This window comes from Caulobacter sp. GW821-FHT09B11 (genome assembly GCF_059418205.1).
Map to the genome: position 1 here is coordinate 1 of NZ_JBWKPK010000022.1, position 14,890 is coordinate 14,890.

At 69.4% G+C, this 14,890-nt stretch carries 17 protein-coding genes and 1 riboswitch; of the genes, 4 read left to right on the forward strand and 13 right to left on the reverse strand.

Annotation, left to right across the window (positions count from 1 at the left end; all coding sequences use genetic code 11):
• Nucleotides 1-194: 194 nt before the first annotated feature.
• From AC07N1_RS16500 to AC07N1_RS16550, 11 genes are all read right to left on the reverse strand, one after another.
• Complete coding sequence (locus AC07N1_RS16500; protein WP_494672788.1) at nt 195-1,646, reverse strand: TolC family protein; 1,452 nt, start codon at nt 1,644-1,646, stop codon at nt 195-197.
• A complete protein-coding gene (locus AC07N1_RS16505; RefSeq protein ID WP_494672789.1) occupies nt 1,643-2,524 on the reverse strand; it encodes an efflux RND transporter periplasmic adaptor subunit in 882 nt (293 codons plus the stop codon). The genes AC07N1_RS16500 and AC07N1_RS16505 overlap by 4 nt, the downstream gene beginning before the upstream one ends.
• Before the next feature lie 6 nt (nt 2,525-2,530).
• On the reverse strand, nt 2,531-2,731 hold the full coding sequence (locus AC07N1_RS16510) for a DUF1656 domain-containing protein (protein ID WP_110118573.1): 201 nt from the start codon (nt 2,729-2,731) through the stop codon (nt 2,531-2,533).
• The gene (locus tag AC07N1_RS16515) at nt 2,728-4,737 is read right to left on the reverse strand and encodes an FUSC family protein (protein ID WP_494672790.1); all 2,010 of its coding nucleotides are present in this window, start codon (nt 4,735-4,737) and stop codon (nt 2,728-2,730) included. Before AC07N1_RS16515 ends, AC07N1_RS16510 begins: the two co-directional genes overlap by 4 nt.
• A 9-nt stretch (nt 4,738-4,746) precedes the next feature.
• Nucleotides 4,747-5,115, reverse strand: a complete 369-nt coding sequence (locus AC07N1_RS16520) for a MarR family winged helix-turn-helix transcriptional regulator (protein ID WP_494672870.1) — start codon at nt 5,113-5,115, stop codon at nt 4,747-4,749.
• Nucleotides 5,116-5,554: 439 nt separating this feature from the next.
• Complete coding sequence (gene ppdK / locus AC07N1_RS16525; protein WP_494672791.1) at nt 5,555-8,239, reverse strand: pyruvate, phosphate dikinase; 2,685 nt, start codon at nt 8,237-8,239, stop codon at nt 5,555-5,557.
• A gap of 385 nt (nt 8,240-8,624) precedes the next feature.
• Entirely contained in the window at nt 8,625-8,807 is a 183-nt protein-coding gene (locus AC07N1_RS16530; RefSeq protein ID WP_110118570.1) for a DUF3606 domain-containing protein, read from the reverse strand.
• Nucleotides 8,807-8,977: a hypothetical protein gene (locus AC07N1_RS16535; protein WP_198574898.1), complete on the reverse strand. Its 171-nt coding sequence runs from the start codon at nt 8,975-8,977 to the stop codon at nt 8,807-8,809. Before AC07N1_RS16535 ends, AC07N1_RS16530 begins: the two co-directional genes overlap by 1 nt.
• Nucleotides 8,978-9,141: 164 nt before the next feature.
• Entirely contained in the window at nt 9,142-10,302 is a 1,161-nt protein-coding gene (locus tag AC07N1_RS16540) for a glutathionylspermidine synthase family protein (RefSeq protein ID WP_494672792.1), read from the reverse strand.
• Nucleotides 10,303-10,311: 9 nt separating this feature from the next.
• A complete protein-coding gene (locus AC07N1_RS16545; RefSeq protein WP_487291576.1) occupies nt 10,312-11,046 on the reverse strand; it encodes a PspA/IM30 family protein in 735 nt (244 codons plus the stop codon).
• 29 nt (nt 11,047-11,075) lie between these two features.
• On the reverse strand, nt 11,076-11,513 hold the full coding sequence (locus AC07N1_RS16550) for a YjfI family protein (protein WP_494672793.1): 438 nt from the start codon (nt 11,511-11,513) through the stop codon (nt 11,076-11,078).
• A gap of 144 nt (nt 11,514-11,657) precedes the next feature.
• On the opposite strand from AC07N1_RS16550, the gene AC07N1_RS16555 reads away from it, so the two are divergent.
• Genes AC07N1_RS16555 through AC07N1_RS16570 form a run of 4 tightly spaced genes read left to right on the forward strand, consistent with a single transcriptional unit; the run spans nt 11,658 to nt 13,589 of the window.
• Entirely contained in the window at nt 11,658-12,296 is a 639-nt protein-coding gene (locus tag AC07N1_RS16555) for a YjfK family protein (RefSeq protein WP_494672794.1), read from the forward strand.
• Nucleotides 12,297-12,322: 26 nt separating this feature from the next.
• Nucleotides 12,323-12,736 (forward strand): DUF350 domain-containing protein, encoded by a 414-nt coding sequence (locus AC07N1_RS16560; protein ID WP_487291575.1) that lies wholly within the window; start codon nt 12,323-12,325, stop codon nt 12,734-12,736.
• Nucleotides 12,737-12,744: 8 nt separating this feature from the next.
• Nucleotides 12,745-13,389 carry a DUF1190 domain-containing protein gene (locus tag AC07N1_RS16565; RefSeq protein WP_494672795.1) on the forward strand — a complete coding sequence of 215 codons (645 nt, stop codon included), beginning with the start codon at nt 12,745-12,747 and terminating at the stop codon, nt 13,387-13,389.
• A gap of 59 nt (nt 13,390-13,448) precedes the next feature.
• On the forward strand, nt 13,449-13,589 hold the full coding sequence (locus AC07N1_RS16570) for a hypothetical protein (RefSeq protein ID WP_494672796.1): 141 nt from the start codon (nt 13,449-13,451) through the stop codon (nt 13,587-13,589).
• On the opposite strand, the gene AC07N1_RS16575 is transcribed toward AC07N1_RS16570, so the two are convergent.
• Both AC07N1_RS16575 and cobU read right to left on the reverse strand, forming a co-directional pair.
• Nucleotides 13,574-13,930 (reverse strand): response regulator transcription factor, encoded by a 357-nt coding sequence (locus AC07N1_RS16575; RefSeq protein WP_494672797.1) that lies wholly within the window; start codon nt 13,928-13,930, stop codon nt 13,574-13,576. The genes AC07N1_RS16570 and AC07N1_RS16575 overlap by 16 nt on opposite strands.
• Before the next feature lie 131 nt (nt 13,931-14,061).
• Nucleotides 14,062-14,577 (reverse strand): bifunctional adenosylcobinamide kinase/adenosylcobinamide-phosphate guanylyltransferase, encoded by a 516-nt coding sequence (cobU, locus tag AC07N1_RS16580; RefSeq protein ID WP_494672798.1) that lies wholly within the window; start codon nt 14,575-14,577, stop codon nt 14,062-14,064.
• A 38-nt stretch (nt 14,578-14,615) separates the two neighbouring features.
• Nucleotides 14,616-14,816, forward strand: a riboswitch (cobalamin riboswitch).
• The last annotated feature ends 74 nt before the right edge of the window (nt 14,817-14,890 follow it).

Consider the following 14,890-nt stretch of genomic DNA (forward strand, 5'->3'; position numbering starts at 1 on the left):
AGGATCCATCGTTCAGCTGCTCAGGTCTTTGCAGGACGGCCGAGGTTTGAGCGGTCGCCGGCATGGGCCCTCGCCACGGGGGCGAGGGAGGCGGAGTTTTGTTGCTGGGCGCGGAGACGGCCGGCGTCGCGGAAGCTGAAAACGGCCCCCCTCCGGCCCTTCGGGCCACCTCCCCCAGAGGGGGAGGATCTTGGCTAGCGCTGCGCCTGCACCACCTTCACCGCAGGCGCGTTCTCCCAGCCGCCGCCTAGCGCCAGGAAGAGGTTGACCTGATCGGCGGCCACGGCGGCGTCGGAGGCCGCGAGGGCGGCTTCGGCGCCGGCCAGGGTGCGTTGGGCGTCGAGGCCTTGCAGGTAAGGCGTGCGGCCGGCCTTGTAGAGGGTCGCGGCCTGGCGTTCGGCCTTGGCGGCCTCGTCGCGAGCGGCGCGCAGGGCGGCGTTGCGGTCGAGTTCGTGGGCGTAGGCGGTGAGGCTGGTTTCGGTCTCGCGCAGGGCGTTCAGCACCACGCCGTCGAACCTGGCCAGCGCCCCGTCGGCGCCGGCCTCGGCGCCTCGGATGCGGGCGCGCTCGCCCTCGCCCGGCAGGGTCCAGGAAACCAGGCCCGACAGGCTCCAGCGGTTGGCGGCCGGTTGGCCGATGTCCGCCAGCAGGCCCGTCGAGCCGGCGCCCAGGCCGAAGCTGATGTTCGGATAGAGCGCGCCGCGGGCCACGCCGATGCGGGCCGTGGCGCCGGCCAGGGTGCGTTCGGCCTGGCGGACATCCGGACGACGCTTGAGCAGCGCCGCGCCGTCGCCGACCGGCAGGGGCTGGGACAGCTTCGGCGGCGACGCACAGGCCTCGACGGCTTTCGGAAACTCGGCGGGCGGCTTGCCGGTCAGGACGGCCAGCTTGTAGAGCGCGGCCTTGCGATGGGCCTCAAAGGTCGGGATGGCGGCGCGTTGCAGCTCGACCTGGGCGCGGGCGCGGGTGGCGTCCAGCGCCGTGCCGCGGCCGGCGGCGATCAGGCGGTTGGTGACGTCCAGGCTCTTGTGCTGAAGATCCAGGGTCTGCTCGGCGACGTGGATCTCGTGGCCGGATGAGCAGGCCTCGACATAGGCGCGGGCCACGTCGGCGGCGACGCTGACGCGGGCCAGATCGAGGGCCGCCTGGCTGGCGTCTTCATCGGCGTGGGCGGCCTCGGCGGCGCGCTTGAGGCGGCCGACCAGATCGACCTGGTAGGAGACCTTCACCCCGGCGTCGGCCAGGTTCTCGACCGGCAGGGGCTCGGTCATCAGATATTGCTCACCGGACTCCCGAGCGTGCATCGCAGCGGCCGAGGCGCCGGCCGAGAAGCCGCCGGCGTCGTCGGCCTCGCCGGCCACGGCGCGGGCGCGGGCCAGGTTGGCGGCGGCGACGCGCAGGTCGGCATTGGCGGTCAGAGCTTGTTCGACCAATCCGTTGAGGGTCTCGTCGTCATAGAGCTTCCACCAGCCGTCGGGGACCGGGTCCTGGCTGATCGCGTCGTTCGAGGCGCCCATGAACGCGCCCTGCGCGGCCGGTTCGTTGATCTTGGCGGCGTCGGGGCGCTTGTAGTCGGGGCCGACGGTCGTGCAGGCGGCCAGGACCAGCAGCGAGGCGGCCGCGCCGAGGGTGCGCAGCGCGCTCACTTCGCCCCCCCCAGAACCGCGACGGTGGCGGTGCGGCCGGCGATCAGGCGCAGGTCCTTGGGGGTCTCGTCCAGCGCGACCCGGACGGGCACGCGCTGAGCCAGGCGCACCCAGCTGAAGGTCGGGTTGACGTTGGGCAGCAGGCTGGCGCCCGAAGCGCGGTCGCGGTCTTCGATGCCGGCGGCGATCGACTGGATGTGGCCGTGCAGCGGACGGTCCTCGCCCATGACCCGGACGTCGACCTTCTGGCCGACGTGCAGGCCCTTGAGCTTGGTCTCCTCGAAATAGCCCTCGACCCGGAACGAGCGGCTGTCGATCAGGGCCAGCACCGGCTTGCCGGCGGTGACGTAGTCGCCGGTGCGCAAGGTGAGGTCAGACAGGAAGCCGTCGGTGGGCGCGGTGACCAGGGTGCGCTTGAGGTTCAGGGCCGCGAGATCCCGGGCGGCCTCGGCCTGGGCCAGGGCGGCCTGGCCTTGCTCGACCTTGGCCAGGCTCTGCTCGGTGACCTCGCCGGCGACGAGGTCGCCCAGCAGGCGGTTGCGGGCCAGTTCGCGGCGGGCTTGGGCCAGCTGGGCCCTCTGGGCGGCGACGGCGGCGTCGGCCTGGCGGACGGCGAGCGCGTAGCGGTCGCGGTCGACATAGAACAGCGGCTGGCCGGCCTTGACCGTCTGGTCGTTGACCACCTGGACGTCGGTCACCAGGCCCGAGACGTCGGGGGCGACCTGGACGATGTCGGCGCGGACGCGGCCGTCACGGGTCCAGGGATCGACCTGGTAGTGGTCCCAGAGGCGCTTGCCGCCGACAGCGGCGACGGCGACGACGGCCAGGGTGACCGCGACGCGGCCGGCTTGGGGGAGGATGGTCTTGAGCTGGGGCATGGTTTTCTACGGACGGACGAGGGCCACGGCGGCGGCCCAGAGGATGACGAAGAGCGCGGTGTCGAAGAGCGCCGGGTGCCAGACGAGGCGGTAGGCGCCGGTCCAGGACAGCACGCGGCGCAGCACGAAGGTGGCGGCCAGGGCGGCCACGGCCGAGACGAGGACGGACGACAGGAAGACGCCGTCGATGTTGTATTCGCCGATCATGCGGCGGGCTCCGGATTGAAGGCGGGGGCGTCGGGGAAGAGGTTGCGGCGCAGGCCGACGAGACCGGTGACGCCGCCGGCTACGAAAGTGGTCTGGCCCATGCGGATCAGGGCGCGGTCGAGGCGGGCCAGCAGGTCGGCGTGCGGCGGCTGGCGGCGGCCGGCCGACAGCGCGGCGTAGTGATCGCCGATCCCGTCGAGCACGGCGTCGAGGGAGGCGCGGGCCTGGCCAGAGACCTCGCCCCGCGCGCCCTGGACGGCGACGAGGTTCATGCCCACCCGCAGGTCGCGCAGGACGTCGACGCCGACAAGGTCATGGCGCTCGCCGACCGCGGCCAGCTTGGGGGTCAGAAGGCCCAGGCGGTCGACCAGGGTGGCGGCGAAGGCGGCCGGTTCGGGCGCGTTGCGGGCGCGGGCCAGGCGGGCCAGGCCCTTCCAGGTGCGCGACAGCAGGCGGCGGGCGCCGGCGTCGATGCTCATCGAGCGCATGGCGGCGGTGACGAAGATCGCCGCCCCCAGGCCGACGAACTGGCCCAGATTGACGTTCAGGAAGCTGGCGAAGTCGGCGCTGAAAGTCTCCTGCAGGGCCATAGCGTTGCAGAATCCCATCAGCACGGCCAGGGCCGCCCCCATGGTCTTGGGATTGGGAATGAACAGGCCGATGAACAGCAGCGGCGGGGCCAGCGTCAGGACCAGCAGCGGGAAGCCGTCGATGGCCGGCAGCACGGCGAACATGTAGAGCGCCGACAGCGGCAGCGAGACCAGGGTGAAGATGCCGAAGCTGCGGATAGCCGGCACGGGATCGTCCATGGCCGCGAAAAAGCAGCAGAACACCGCCGCCATGACCGGGGCCGAGGCGCCGTCGCCCCAGCCGGAGACGATCCAGATGGCGCAGGACAGCAGCACGGCGATCGCGGCGGCCGCGCCCGAGAGCAGCGCCAGCGGGAAGTCGCTGTGCATGCGGCGGCGGGCGGCGGTGAGCGTGGCGGCGGCCAGGGCCGGCGACAGCGGGGCGTCGGGATTCTCGAAGCGGACCATCAGGGCGTGGCCCTCGGCCAGGGCCTGGACGGTCTCGGCCAGGCGCACCAGCAGGCTTTCCACCAGCAGGGCGTTCCAGTCGCCGCCGCGGCGCGTGGCGGCCTCGGCGCGCAGGTGGTCGATCAGCTCCAGGCCCGGACCGCGCGTGGCGCCGGCCTCGATCCAGGCGACGACGGCGTCGAGCGCCTGGCGGGCGGCCGGGTCGCGGACGTCCTTGAGGGCCAGCATGCGGTCGGATAGGCCCGACAGCAGCGGGATGAGGATCAGCAGGCGTTCGTGCAAAGCCCGCACGACGCCGGTGGTCTCGCGCAGCCGCGAGGTGTCGAACGGCAGGTGGACGGCCAGCATCTGGATCTCGCTGGCGGCGGCGGCGAGATGCCGGCGGTCGCGGGCGAAGGCCTGGGCGTCGGCGCCCTTCAGCACATCCAGCGCCCAGCGGTCGGCCTCGCCCAGCCAGGCGGTCAGGCGGGCGCGCAGCACCGTGCCGACCGGGCGCGGAAACACAAGGCTATGGACCAGGGTGGCGCAGACGATGCCAAGGCCGATCTCGACCACGCGCCAGACGGCCAGGTCGAAGATGGCCGACGGCTGGCTGACGGCCGGGAAGCCGATGATGGCGGCGGTGTAGCCGGCCAGCATCAGGACATAGCTGCGCGGCGTGCGGTCCAGCAGCGAGACGGACAGACACCCGCCGACCCACAGGGCCAAGGCCAGGCACAGCAGGACCGGCGCATTGACCAGGGCCGGGACCAGGGCGACGGCGGCCGCGCCGCCCAGCATGGTGCCGAGCACACGGTACAGCGCCTTGGAGCGCACGGCGCCGGCCAGGGGCTGGCTGACGATATAGGCCGTGGTCATGGCCCAGTACGGACGCGGCAGGCCGACGGCGAAGCCGATCCAGAGGGCGAGCATGGCGGCCGCGAAGCTGTTCACCGAGAACAGCAGCGTCCACCGATCGAACTTGGGCATGGCGGGGACCTAAGCCCCCTGCCCGTTGGCGGCTTCAAGCGCCGCCTCGAAGGCGGCGAAGGTGCGCAGGGTGGCGGCGAGATCCTCGTCGCTGACGCCGACCAGCAGGCGCGAGCGGACGGCCTGGACGGTGTCTTCGGCGATCACGGCCAGGGCCTGGCCGTCGGGGGTGAGGTGCAGGGTCTTGGCGCGACCGTCGGCCGGGTCGTCGCGGCGCTCGACCAGACCGGCGGCGCACAGCTGGTCGAGAATACGGACCAGGGACGGCCCTTCGACGCCCAGTTCCTCGGCCAGCATCCCCTGGCGCAGGCCGCCGCCGGCGCGGGCGATGTGCAGCACCGGCAGGGCGCGGGCGTCGGACAGGCCGTGCTCGGCCAGGGCGCGATTGACCTCGCGGCGGTAGATGCGCGCCAGGCGCAGGATGGCGCCGGTGAAGGCGCGCTCGCTGAGGATGCGGACGTCGGTCATGGAACGATGCTCGAAGAACGATAGGTAGCTTGCTATCTATTTAGATAGCTTCCTATCGATGTTCGTGCAAGCGGGCGAATGACGAAAAACGGCCCCGCTCGTGGAGCGGGGCCGTTTCAAGTTGTCGCAGTGTGAGGAGAGACCCTCCCGATGGATGGCGTCATCAATGACGCCCAACCCAAACCGCCTTCCTGGGCCTCGTGCCCAGGATCCATCGTTCAGCCTGCTCAGACCTTTGCATGATGGCTCAGGTCTGAGCAGCGGCCGACATGGGCCCTCGCCACAAGGGCGAGGGAGGCGGCTCTTTTTCGGAGCTAGAACAGAGCCCCCCTTGAGAGGCTCCCCTTCCCTACTTCCCGGCCAGGGCCGCCTGAGCGGCCGCCAGGCGGGCGATCGGCACGCGGTAGGGCGAGCAGGAGACGTAGTCGAGGCCGACCTTTTCGCAGAACGCGATCGAGGCCGGGTCGCCGCCGTGCTCGCCGCAGATGCCGAGCTTGGCGTCCGGACGCACGGCCCGGCTGCGCTCGGCGGCGATGCGGATCAGGTCGCCGACGCCTTCCTGGTCGAGGCTGACGAAGGGGTCCTTTTCGAAGATGCCCTTGTCGATATAGGCGCCCAGGAACTTGCCGGCGTCGTCGCGGCTGATGCCGAACGTCGTCTGGGTCAGGTCGTTGGTGCCGAAGCTGAAGAACTCGGCGTTGGCGGCCAGGTCGCCGGCCCGCAGGGCGGCGCGCGGCAGCTCGATCATGGTGCCTACGGTGTACTTCAGGTCGACGCCCTGCTCGGCCAGCACCGCCTTGGCGACGCGGTCGGTCAGTTCGCGCAGGTACTTCATCTCCTCGCCCTTGGCGACGAGGGGGTGCATGATTTCCGGCACCGGGGCGGCCTTGCCCGACTTGGCGATCTCGCAGGCGGCCTCGATGATGGCCCGGACCTGCATCTCGTAGATCTCGGGATAGGAGACGCCCAGGCGGCAGCCGCGGTGGCCGAGCATGGGGTTGGTCTCGTGCAGTTCCTTGGCCCGGCGCAGCAGCTTGGCGGCGTCCAGACCCGTGGCCTGGGCCACGGCCTGCACGTCTTCTTCGGTGTGCGGCAGGAACTCGTGCAGCGGCGGGTCGAGCAGGCGGATGGTGACCGGCAAGCCTTCCATGATCGTGAAGAGCTCGACGAAGTCGGCCTTCTGGAAGGGCGCGATCTTGGCCAGGGCCGTACGGCGGCCGGCCTCGTCGTCGGCCAGGATCATCTCGCGCACCGCGGCGATGCGGGTGTCGTCGAAGAACATGTGCTCGGTGCGGCACAGACCGATGCCTTCGGCGCCGAACTGGCGGGCGGTCTTGGCGTCGAGCGGCGTCTCGGCGTTGGCGCGCACCTTCAGGCGGCGGACCTGGTCGGCCCAGCCCATCAGGGTGGCGAAGTCGCCGGTCAGCTCGGGCTCGACCATCTTCGGCGAGCCGGCGAGGATCTCGCCGGTGGAGCCGTCGATGGTGATGACCTCACCGGCCTTAAACTCGCGGCCCTTGGCCCGGAACAGGCCTTCCTTGGCGAAGATCGACACGTCGCCGGCGCCCGAGACGCAGGGACGGCCCATGCCGCGCGCCACGACGGCGGCGTGGCTGGTCATGCCGCCCCGGGCGGTGATGATGCCGCGGGCGGCGTGCATGCCGTGGATGTCTTCCGGCGAGGTCTCTTCACGCACCAGGATGACGGCTTCGCCATTGGCGGCGGCCTTTTCGGCCTCGTCGCTGTCGAAGACGATCTTGCCGGTGGCCGCGCCGGGCGAGGCCGGCAGGCCGACGGTGACGACGTCGCGGTGGGCGGTCGGGTCGATGGTCGGGTGCAGCAGCTGGTCCAGCGAGGCCGGCTCGACGCGCGAAACGCCCTCTTCCTTGCTGATCACGCCTTCGGCGGCCATGTCGACGGCGATCTTCAGCGCGGCCTTGGCGGTGCGCTTGCCGTTGCGAGTCTGCAGCATGTAGAGCACGCCCTGCTCCACCGTGAACTCGATGTCCTGCATGTCGCGATAGTGGCGTTCCAACGTCTCGACCACGGTCTTGAACTGCTGGAAGACGGTCGGCATCGCCTCTTCCATCGACGGCGAGGTGTCGCCCATCTCTTCGCGGGCGGCCTTGGTCAGCGACTGCGGGGTGCGGATGCCGGCGACGACGTCCTCGCCCTGGGCGTTGATCAGGAACTCGCCGTAGAGGCGGTTGTCGCCGTTCGACGGGTTGCGGGTGAACGCAACGCCCGTGGCCGAGGTGTCGCCCATGTTGCCGAACACCATCGACTGGATGTTCACGGCCGTGCCCCAGCTTTCCGGGATGTCGTGCATGCGGCGATAGAACTTGGCGCGGTCGTTCATCCAGCTGGCGAACACGGCGCCGACGGCGCCCCACAGCTGCTCCTGGGCGTCCTGCGGGAACGGCTTGCCCAGCTCGTTCTGGACGGCGGCCTTGTAGTCCTTGATGACCGCGGCCCAGTCGTCGGCGGTGAGGCCGGTGTCGACGTGGACGTCGAGGCGGTCCTTATGGTCGTCGAGGATCTCCTCGAACATGTGGTGCTCCAGGTCGAGCACGACGTTCGAGTACATCTGGATGAAGCGGCGATAGCTGTCGTAGGCGAAGCGGCGGTCGCCCGACAGCTTGGCCAGGCCCTCGACGGTCTCGTCGTTGAGGCCCAGGTTCAGCACGGTGTCCATCATGCCCGGCATCGAGGCGCGGGCGCCCGAGCGCACCGACACCAGCAGCGGGTTGGTCACGTCGCCGAAGCGCTTGCCGGTGATGGCTTCCACCTTGGCCAGGCCCGCGGCGACCTGCCCGGCCAGCTCGGCCGGGTACTGCTTGCCGTTGCTGTAATAGTGGACGCAGGCCTCGGTGGTGACCGTAAAGCCGGGCGGAACGGGCAGACCCAGCGACGACATCTCAGCGAGATTCGCGCCCTTGCCTCCGAGGAGGTTCTTCATCGAAGCGTCGCCATCGGCGCCGCCTCCCCCGAACGAATAGACCCAAAGGGACTTCGTCAGCGTCTCAACCGGCATTTTGAATTCACCCTGCGATAAAGTGAAAAAAGGCCGCGCCCTCTATCGGGGTCGTCTCGCCTTGGAACATGACCGCGTTCTTGAATCCCGCAGTGCAATATCCGTGGCCTCCCTAGCATTTTGGCCAAGAACGCGTCCACCTGCGCTTTGCGTTCCCGCAGTTTTGCCAAGAATTCAGCAAATCATTGCTATGACAACGTTGTCTTGATCGCAGTTTGACGGCGCTCGCCATTTCAAAGGCACGAAACGTCGCCACACGGACAATTACGCCGCCTTTTCGGGACTGGCGGACGACCACCGCGCGTCGCCGATTTGAATTGTGATCGCACAGCGGGAGTCGCGAGACGGACTCATGGGGCCAGCGGGGGGCGAGCGCCCTCGCCGCTCAGCGCTTCTTGCCGAGCTCGGCGGCGATGTCCTTGGTCATCTTGCCGACCTTGCGGTGGGCGGCGGTCAGCTGGTCGCGGGTGACGCCCCAGCGCTTCATCCAATATTCGACGGCCTGGCGCTCGGAGAGGTCGAGGCGCTCCTTGTCGATGAAGCCACGCTTGTCCTTGAGACCGGCCATCAGCTGTTCCACGGCTTGGAGGAGCCGGCCGCGATGCGGTTGGCCTGCTCACGTTGGAAGCGACCGCCGCGCGGCGGCTTGGGACGCGCGGCCAGGGCCGCCTGCTTGAGCCGCAGGGCGCGCTGGATCGGGGTCTCGCCCGGCGGGCCGTCGTCGTTGGAGTCGCTCATTTGGGGGAGCCTAGCACGGGTCTGGACCTGCCCCACATCCGTAAAACCCCCGCGAAAGCGGGGGCCCAGGCTTTTTCTGAAACGCGGGGCGCTAGACGACAAAACGCCTGGGTCCCCGCTTTCGCGGGGATTTTACGGAAGAGATGGTTCCCGCCGGGAAAGCCTCAGCCCTCGATGATGTGCGGCACGAACCGCGCCAGGTTCTTGGTGACCTGACTGTCGTCCTCGCGGATGCCCATGCCCACGGGCTCGGCCCCGACGATCCAGGCGCCGACGACCGGATGCCTGCCGTCGAAGCTGGGCGGCGGGTGGAAGGCCTGGACGATCGCGCCTTCGGCTCCGTAGCCCTGGTCGAGCACGGGCTCGGCGCCCGCCCCGACGATCTCGATATTGGCCCCTTCGCGCGAGAACAGCGGCTTGCGCACATAGTTGGCGCCGAGATTGGACGCCGCCGGGTCGCCCTCGAAATAGGCCTCCAGCAGGTTGGGGTGGCCCTTGTGGCGCTCCCACAGCAGCGGAAGGATCGCCTTGTTGGACAGGATCGCCTTCCACGGCGGCTCCAGCCAGCGGACCTTCGCCGTCGTGAGGTTGGCCGCGTAGGGCTCGCGCAGCATGTCTTCCCAGGGATAGAGCTTGAACGCCGCCTGCAGCAGGTAGCCGTCGGTGTCGACGAACTGCCCCTCCTCGTTCAGGCCGATGGCGTCCATGGCCACGAACTTGGGGTCCAGCCCCGCCTGGGTGGCGAGGTCTTCGAGGAAGCGCACCGTCTGGCGGTCCTCGACGGCGTCGGCGTCGCTGGCGAAGTGCACGAAGCCGCCCTTGGGGAACAGCACGCCGAAGCGCTCGCGCATGGCCTCGAACAGGCTGTTGAACTGGTCGGTCCCCGCCGGCAGCGTTCCTTGCGCCAGCAGGTCCTCGAGCCACAGCCACTGGAAGGTGGCGGCCTCGAACAGGCTGGTGGGGGTGTCGGCGTTGTACTCGTAGAGCTTGGGCGGGGCCGAGCCGTCATAGCCGAAGTCGAACCGTCCGTAGAGGGACGGCTCCTTGGCGCGCCAGGAGGCGGCGACGAAATCCCAGTGCTCGGGCGGGATCGCCAGCTTCTCCAGGAGCTCTTCGCTGGCGACGGCCTCGTCGACCAGATCCAGGCACAGGTCGTGAAGCTGGGCCGCGGCCGGCTCCAGGTCCTCCTCGACCTCGCGCAGGGTGAAGGCGTACGCCGTCCCCTCGTCCCAATAGGCCTGTCCGCCGGTGTGGTGGTAGACGAAGCCGACGGCTTCGGCCTTCTCGCGCCAGTCTGGGCGCGGGGTCAGGGAAAGACGGCGCACGCGGGTTCCTTATTCGGTCTTCGAACCGTCGGTGGACTTCTGCTCGATCTGCAGCGGCGGGGCGGCCGGGGCCAGGCGAGCCAGGATGTCGTCGGCCGACGACTGGCCCGGCAGGATGCCGGCCACGCGCAGCTTCTCGTCGAGATCCGCGCCGGTGCGGCGGTCTTCCAGTTCGCCGGCGGCCTTGATCTTCTCGCCGCGGACCATCTGGCGCTCCTTGATGCGCGCCAGACTGTCGGCGGCCGAGCCGAGGGACGCGCCGGCGCCCGCGCCGCGGGCGGTGACGGCGGCCTGGGCGCGCTGCACCGACTCGTTGACCTTCACGACCTCGACTTCGCGCTTGAGCGTGTCGATGCGGCGGTCGGTGGCGGCGATGGCGGTGTGCAGCTGGTCCTCGGCCTCGCGCATGCCGCCGATCTGCGGCTCCTTCAGCGCGATGTCGCTTTCGAGGTCGGCGATGCGCTGGGCCACCTGGCGGGCCAGGTCCATGTCGCCCTTGGTGACGGCGGCGCGGGCCGAGTTCTCGTACTTGGCGACCTGCTCGCGCAGGCTCTTGACGTCGTTCTCCTGGATGCGCCGGCGGGCGACCAGTGTGGCCAGGTTGTCGCGCGCCTTGGCCTGGGCCGTGTCGGCGTCGCGAATCTCCTGGTCGAGGATGCGGATGGCGTTCGCGTCGACGACGGCGGACGTGGCTTCGTGGGCGCCGGCGCGACCCAGGGTGAACAGCTTGCGCCAGATGGACATCGGAGGGCTCCGGGAAACTTCGGTTAGGGTCAGGCGGCGGTGGAGAACGAGGCGCGCAGGTCCGAGGCGGCCTCGATGGCGTTCTCGGCGAGGGTGCGCAGCTCGATGACGATATCCTCGATCGAGGTCGTGGTCGAAAGCTCGCCGAACAGCTCGTAGTAGTCGCGGCCGCCGACGGCGCTGATGCCGAAGTTCGACAGCGGCACCAGCTTCTGGGCCTTCAGCAGGAATTCGTTGAAGGCGTGGCGGTCTTCCTGTTCGTCGACGGGCCACAGCAGGGCCGAGGCGGCGATCTGCTGGTCGCTGACGCTGACATAGATCTCGAGGTCGCCCTGCCAGTGCATGGTGGCCAGCAGGATCGGGTCGGAGCCTTCCAGCACCCGCACGCTCAGCTCGTCGGCGCCCACGCCGGGCGCTTCGTCCAGGGCCGCCTTCAGGGAGCGGACAGTCCAGGGCGTCTGACTCATCGGGTCGTGATCCTCTCTAGCCGGCCATCTTGACCGTTTCATACAAGATGGGAGGCCGAAGGCCAGTCGTCGAGAGCGAGCATGGCCCCTTTTACAGCGCAGGCTGGCGCCGTACATGAGGAAGCGTTCTTTCAGGGACCAGCCATGTTCAGTCGCTTATTCGGCCGCAAGGAGCCCGCTCCCGAGTCGGCCCTGCCCGCCATCCGCAACGTTACGCTGGGGCGGACCGTCTGGCTGGACCCTCTGGCCTGGAAGCGCTTCGGCGCCGACAGCAAGTTCCCGCTCGACCACGACACGCTGGAAATCACCGCTCAGGGCCTGGTGGACCTGAAGGACGGCGGCTTCGTGCACCGGTTCTACACCGACGACCACGTGATGTTTCAGGCGGTGTCCGACGACCGCGAGGGCCAACGGCTGACCGACGTCACCCTGTTCGTCCCCTGGGACAGCGCCTATCCGGGCGGCCGCGCCGATCGCGACGCCTGGGGCAAGCGCCTGCGCGCCCGCACCTTCACGCCCGCCGGCCTGCCCGAGTACCACCGCTTCTGGTTCGGCGAGGACGCCGAGAGCCAGGAACCCGTGACCTTCTGGGAAGACCTGCACGACGACCGGGACGGGATCCCCGACCGGCGGATCTTCCAGACCTGCATGCTGTTCGCCCGCGACCTGCCGGGCGAGGGCCGTGAACTGCTGCTGGCGATCGAGATGGAGACCGAGGACCGCGAGGTCTCGTTCGAAACCATGATCGGCGTGCCGCTCGAAGTCGGCGAATTCCGCGCCTGAACCAAGGTCCATAGGGGAAACTAGAGATGTTCGACGTCCAAGCCTTCGGCGAAAGCGCCCTGGCCTTCCTGGTGGCCTTCGTCGCCGCCGGCGTGTTCACGGTGATCTTCAAGATCGTCTACCAGGCGGTGACGCCCTACAACGAGGCCAAGCTGATCCGCGAGGGCAACGTCGCCGCCGCCATCGCCCTGGGCGGCGCCGTGGTCGGCTACGTGCTGCCGCTGGCGTCCGCGCTCAGCCACACCGTCAGCCTGCTGGAGTTCGCCGCCTGGGCCCTGCTGGCCGCCGTCATCCAGATCGCCGCCTTCACCCTGGTGCGGTTCACGGTGCTCAAGGACCTGATCGACCGGATCGAGAAGGCCGAGGTCGCCGCCGGCGTCTATCTGGCTTCGATCTCGCTGGCCGTCGGCCTGCTGAACGCCGCCTGCATGACCTCGTGAGGCCGGACATGAACGCCCACTCCCCCGCCCCGTCCCGCCGCCGCAAGCGCTCCAGCGCCGTGGCCCTGACGGGCCTGATGGCCGGCTCGGCCTTCACCCTGTCCGCGTGCGGCGATCCCGGCTCGGCCACCCAGTGGGGCGACCCGCCGGCGGCCGTCTCGGGCAAGAAGGTCGACGCCTCCAGCTTCGCCAATCTCGACGAGTGCAAGGCCTCGGGCGATTTCACGGCCGACCAGTGCCAGACGGCCTATGACGAAGCCCAGAAGGCCAGCGCCGAGAACGCGCCCAAGTTCTCCGACCAGCAGAGCTGCGAGGAGCGCTACGGCGTCGACCAGTGCGTGCCGCGCAGCCAGGCCAATGGCGGCGGCAGCTTCTTCACCCCGCTGCTGACCGGCTTCATCATCGGCCAGGCGCTCGAGGGCATGAACAACCGCGGCTATCGCGGCGCGCCGATGTACCGCGACCGCGACGGCACCTACTACAGCGGCTCGGGCTATCCGGTGTCGCGCGACTATCTCTCGGGCCGCAGCCGGGTGCGCAGCGACAGCTTCGACGCCCCCTCGCGCTACGAGGCGCCGACCCGCGTGCAGAGCCGCAGCAGCGTCATCTCGCGCGGCGGCTTCGGCGGCGGCTCGCGCGGCTTCGGCGGCTAAACGGAACTAAAGGCGGGTCGTCTCGCGTTGGTTGGTCGACGACCACGCGAGGCGACCGCATGACCGACAAGACCATCACCGGCGTTCCCCATCCCCGATGGTGGCAGCGCCATCCGACCCTGGCCCTGTGCGCGGCCTGGGGTCTGGGTCTTGGACTTCTGGCGACCGCCGTCGCGCTGGGACTTCAGGCCGCGGCCTGAACGCCGGCGCGCTCCATGGCGCGCACCGCCGACAGCAGCCTGGCCGGCGTCACCGGCTTTTCGAGCCACAGGTCGGGCTCGACCTTCAGCACGCGCGGATCGCTGGCCGAGACCATCAGCACCGGCGTCCCCCGCCCTTCGAGCGAACGGATCAGTTCGGCGCCGGTCATGCGCGGCATGGCGTTGTCGGTGATCAGCAGGTCGGGCGCGAAGGCCTCGAAGGCTTCCAGCGCTTCCTGGCCGTCACGGCTCCACAGCACCTCGAAACCCGCCTCTTCCAGCAGGATCTCGTAGACGCCGCCGAGCAGCATGTCGTCTTCGGCGATGAGGATCCGTCGCATGGCAGCCCGCCCGTCGAATTAAGTGAATTCGAATGTGTAAATAGGTCTTAACCATGCCTGCGCCCCCGGTGTCAGCGTGCGCAATCGTCGCATCGCCGAAAGTTGAGCAATCGGGGCGGGAGCGCCGAGAATCACTTCATCCGCAGGCTTAGCCCAGCGACGACCAGTTCAACGGCGTCGGCGACGGCCGCCAGGGCCTGATGCAGACGGCCGGCCTCGTCGCGGAACCTGCGGGCCAAGGCGTTGTCGGGCACGACGCCCCAGCCGACCTCGTTGGACACCAGCCAGAGTTCGCCGTCGACGGCCGAGGCCGCCGCGACCAGCGCTGCCGCTTCGGTCGAGAGATCTTTTTCCGCCAGCATGAGGTTGGTCAACCAAAGGGTCAGGCAATCGACCACCGCCACGCTGCCCGACGGCAGGCCGCGCAAGGCGGAAACGAGATCGAAGGGCGCCTCCAGGGTGGTCCAGGCCTGGCCGCGATCGGCCTGGTGGCGGGCGATGCGCTCCTCCATCTCGGCGTCGAAGGCCTGGGCGGTGACGATCATCACCGGCCGGACGCCGACCGCGGCTGCCATCGCCTCGGCCGCCCCTTGCGCGAAGGCGCTCTTACCCGAACGCGCGCCGCCCAGAACGAGTGTCAGTGACAACGGGGAACTCCAGATTGACGGTGTGCAGCGCACCCTATAGTCCAGCCGGCGCGACAGGTTCCTCCCAAAGAGGATGAAAAGGGAACTCGGGTGTGAAACCCGGGCTGCCCCCGCAACTGTAAGCGGCGAGTTCGCGCGTCACACGCCACTGGGTCTGTTCCTCGGAAAAGAGCTGGGAAGGCGACGCGCAGCAACGATGACCCGCGAGCCAGGAGACCTGCCTGTCGCAGTCGTCCTTCGTCCGGCCGGGGTGCGCCGTACGATCGGGTCTTCCCGCATGGCGACGCTTCGGTCCGGGCGTGTTCACCAGAAC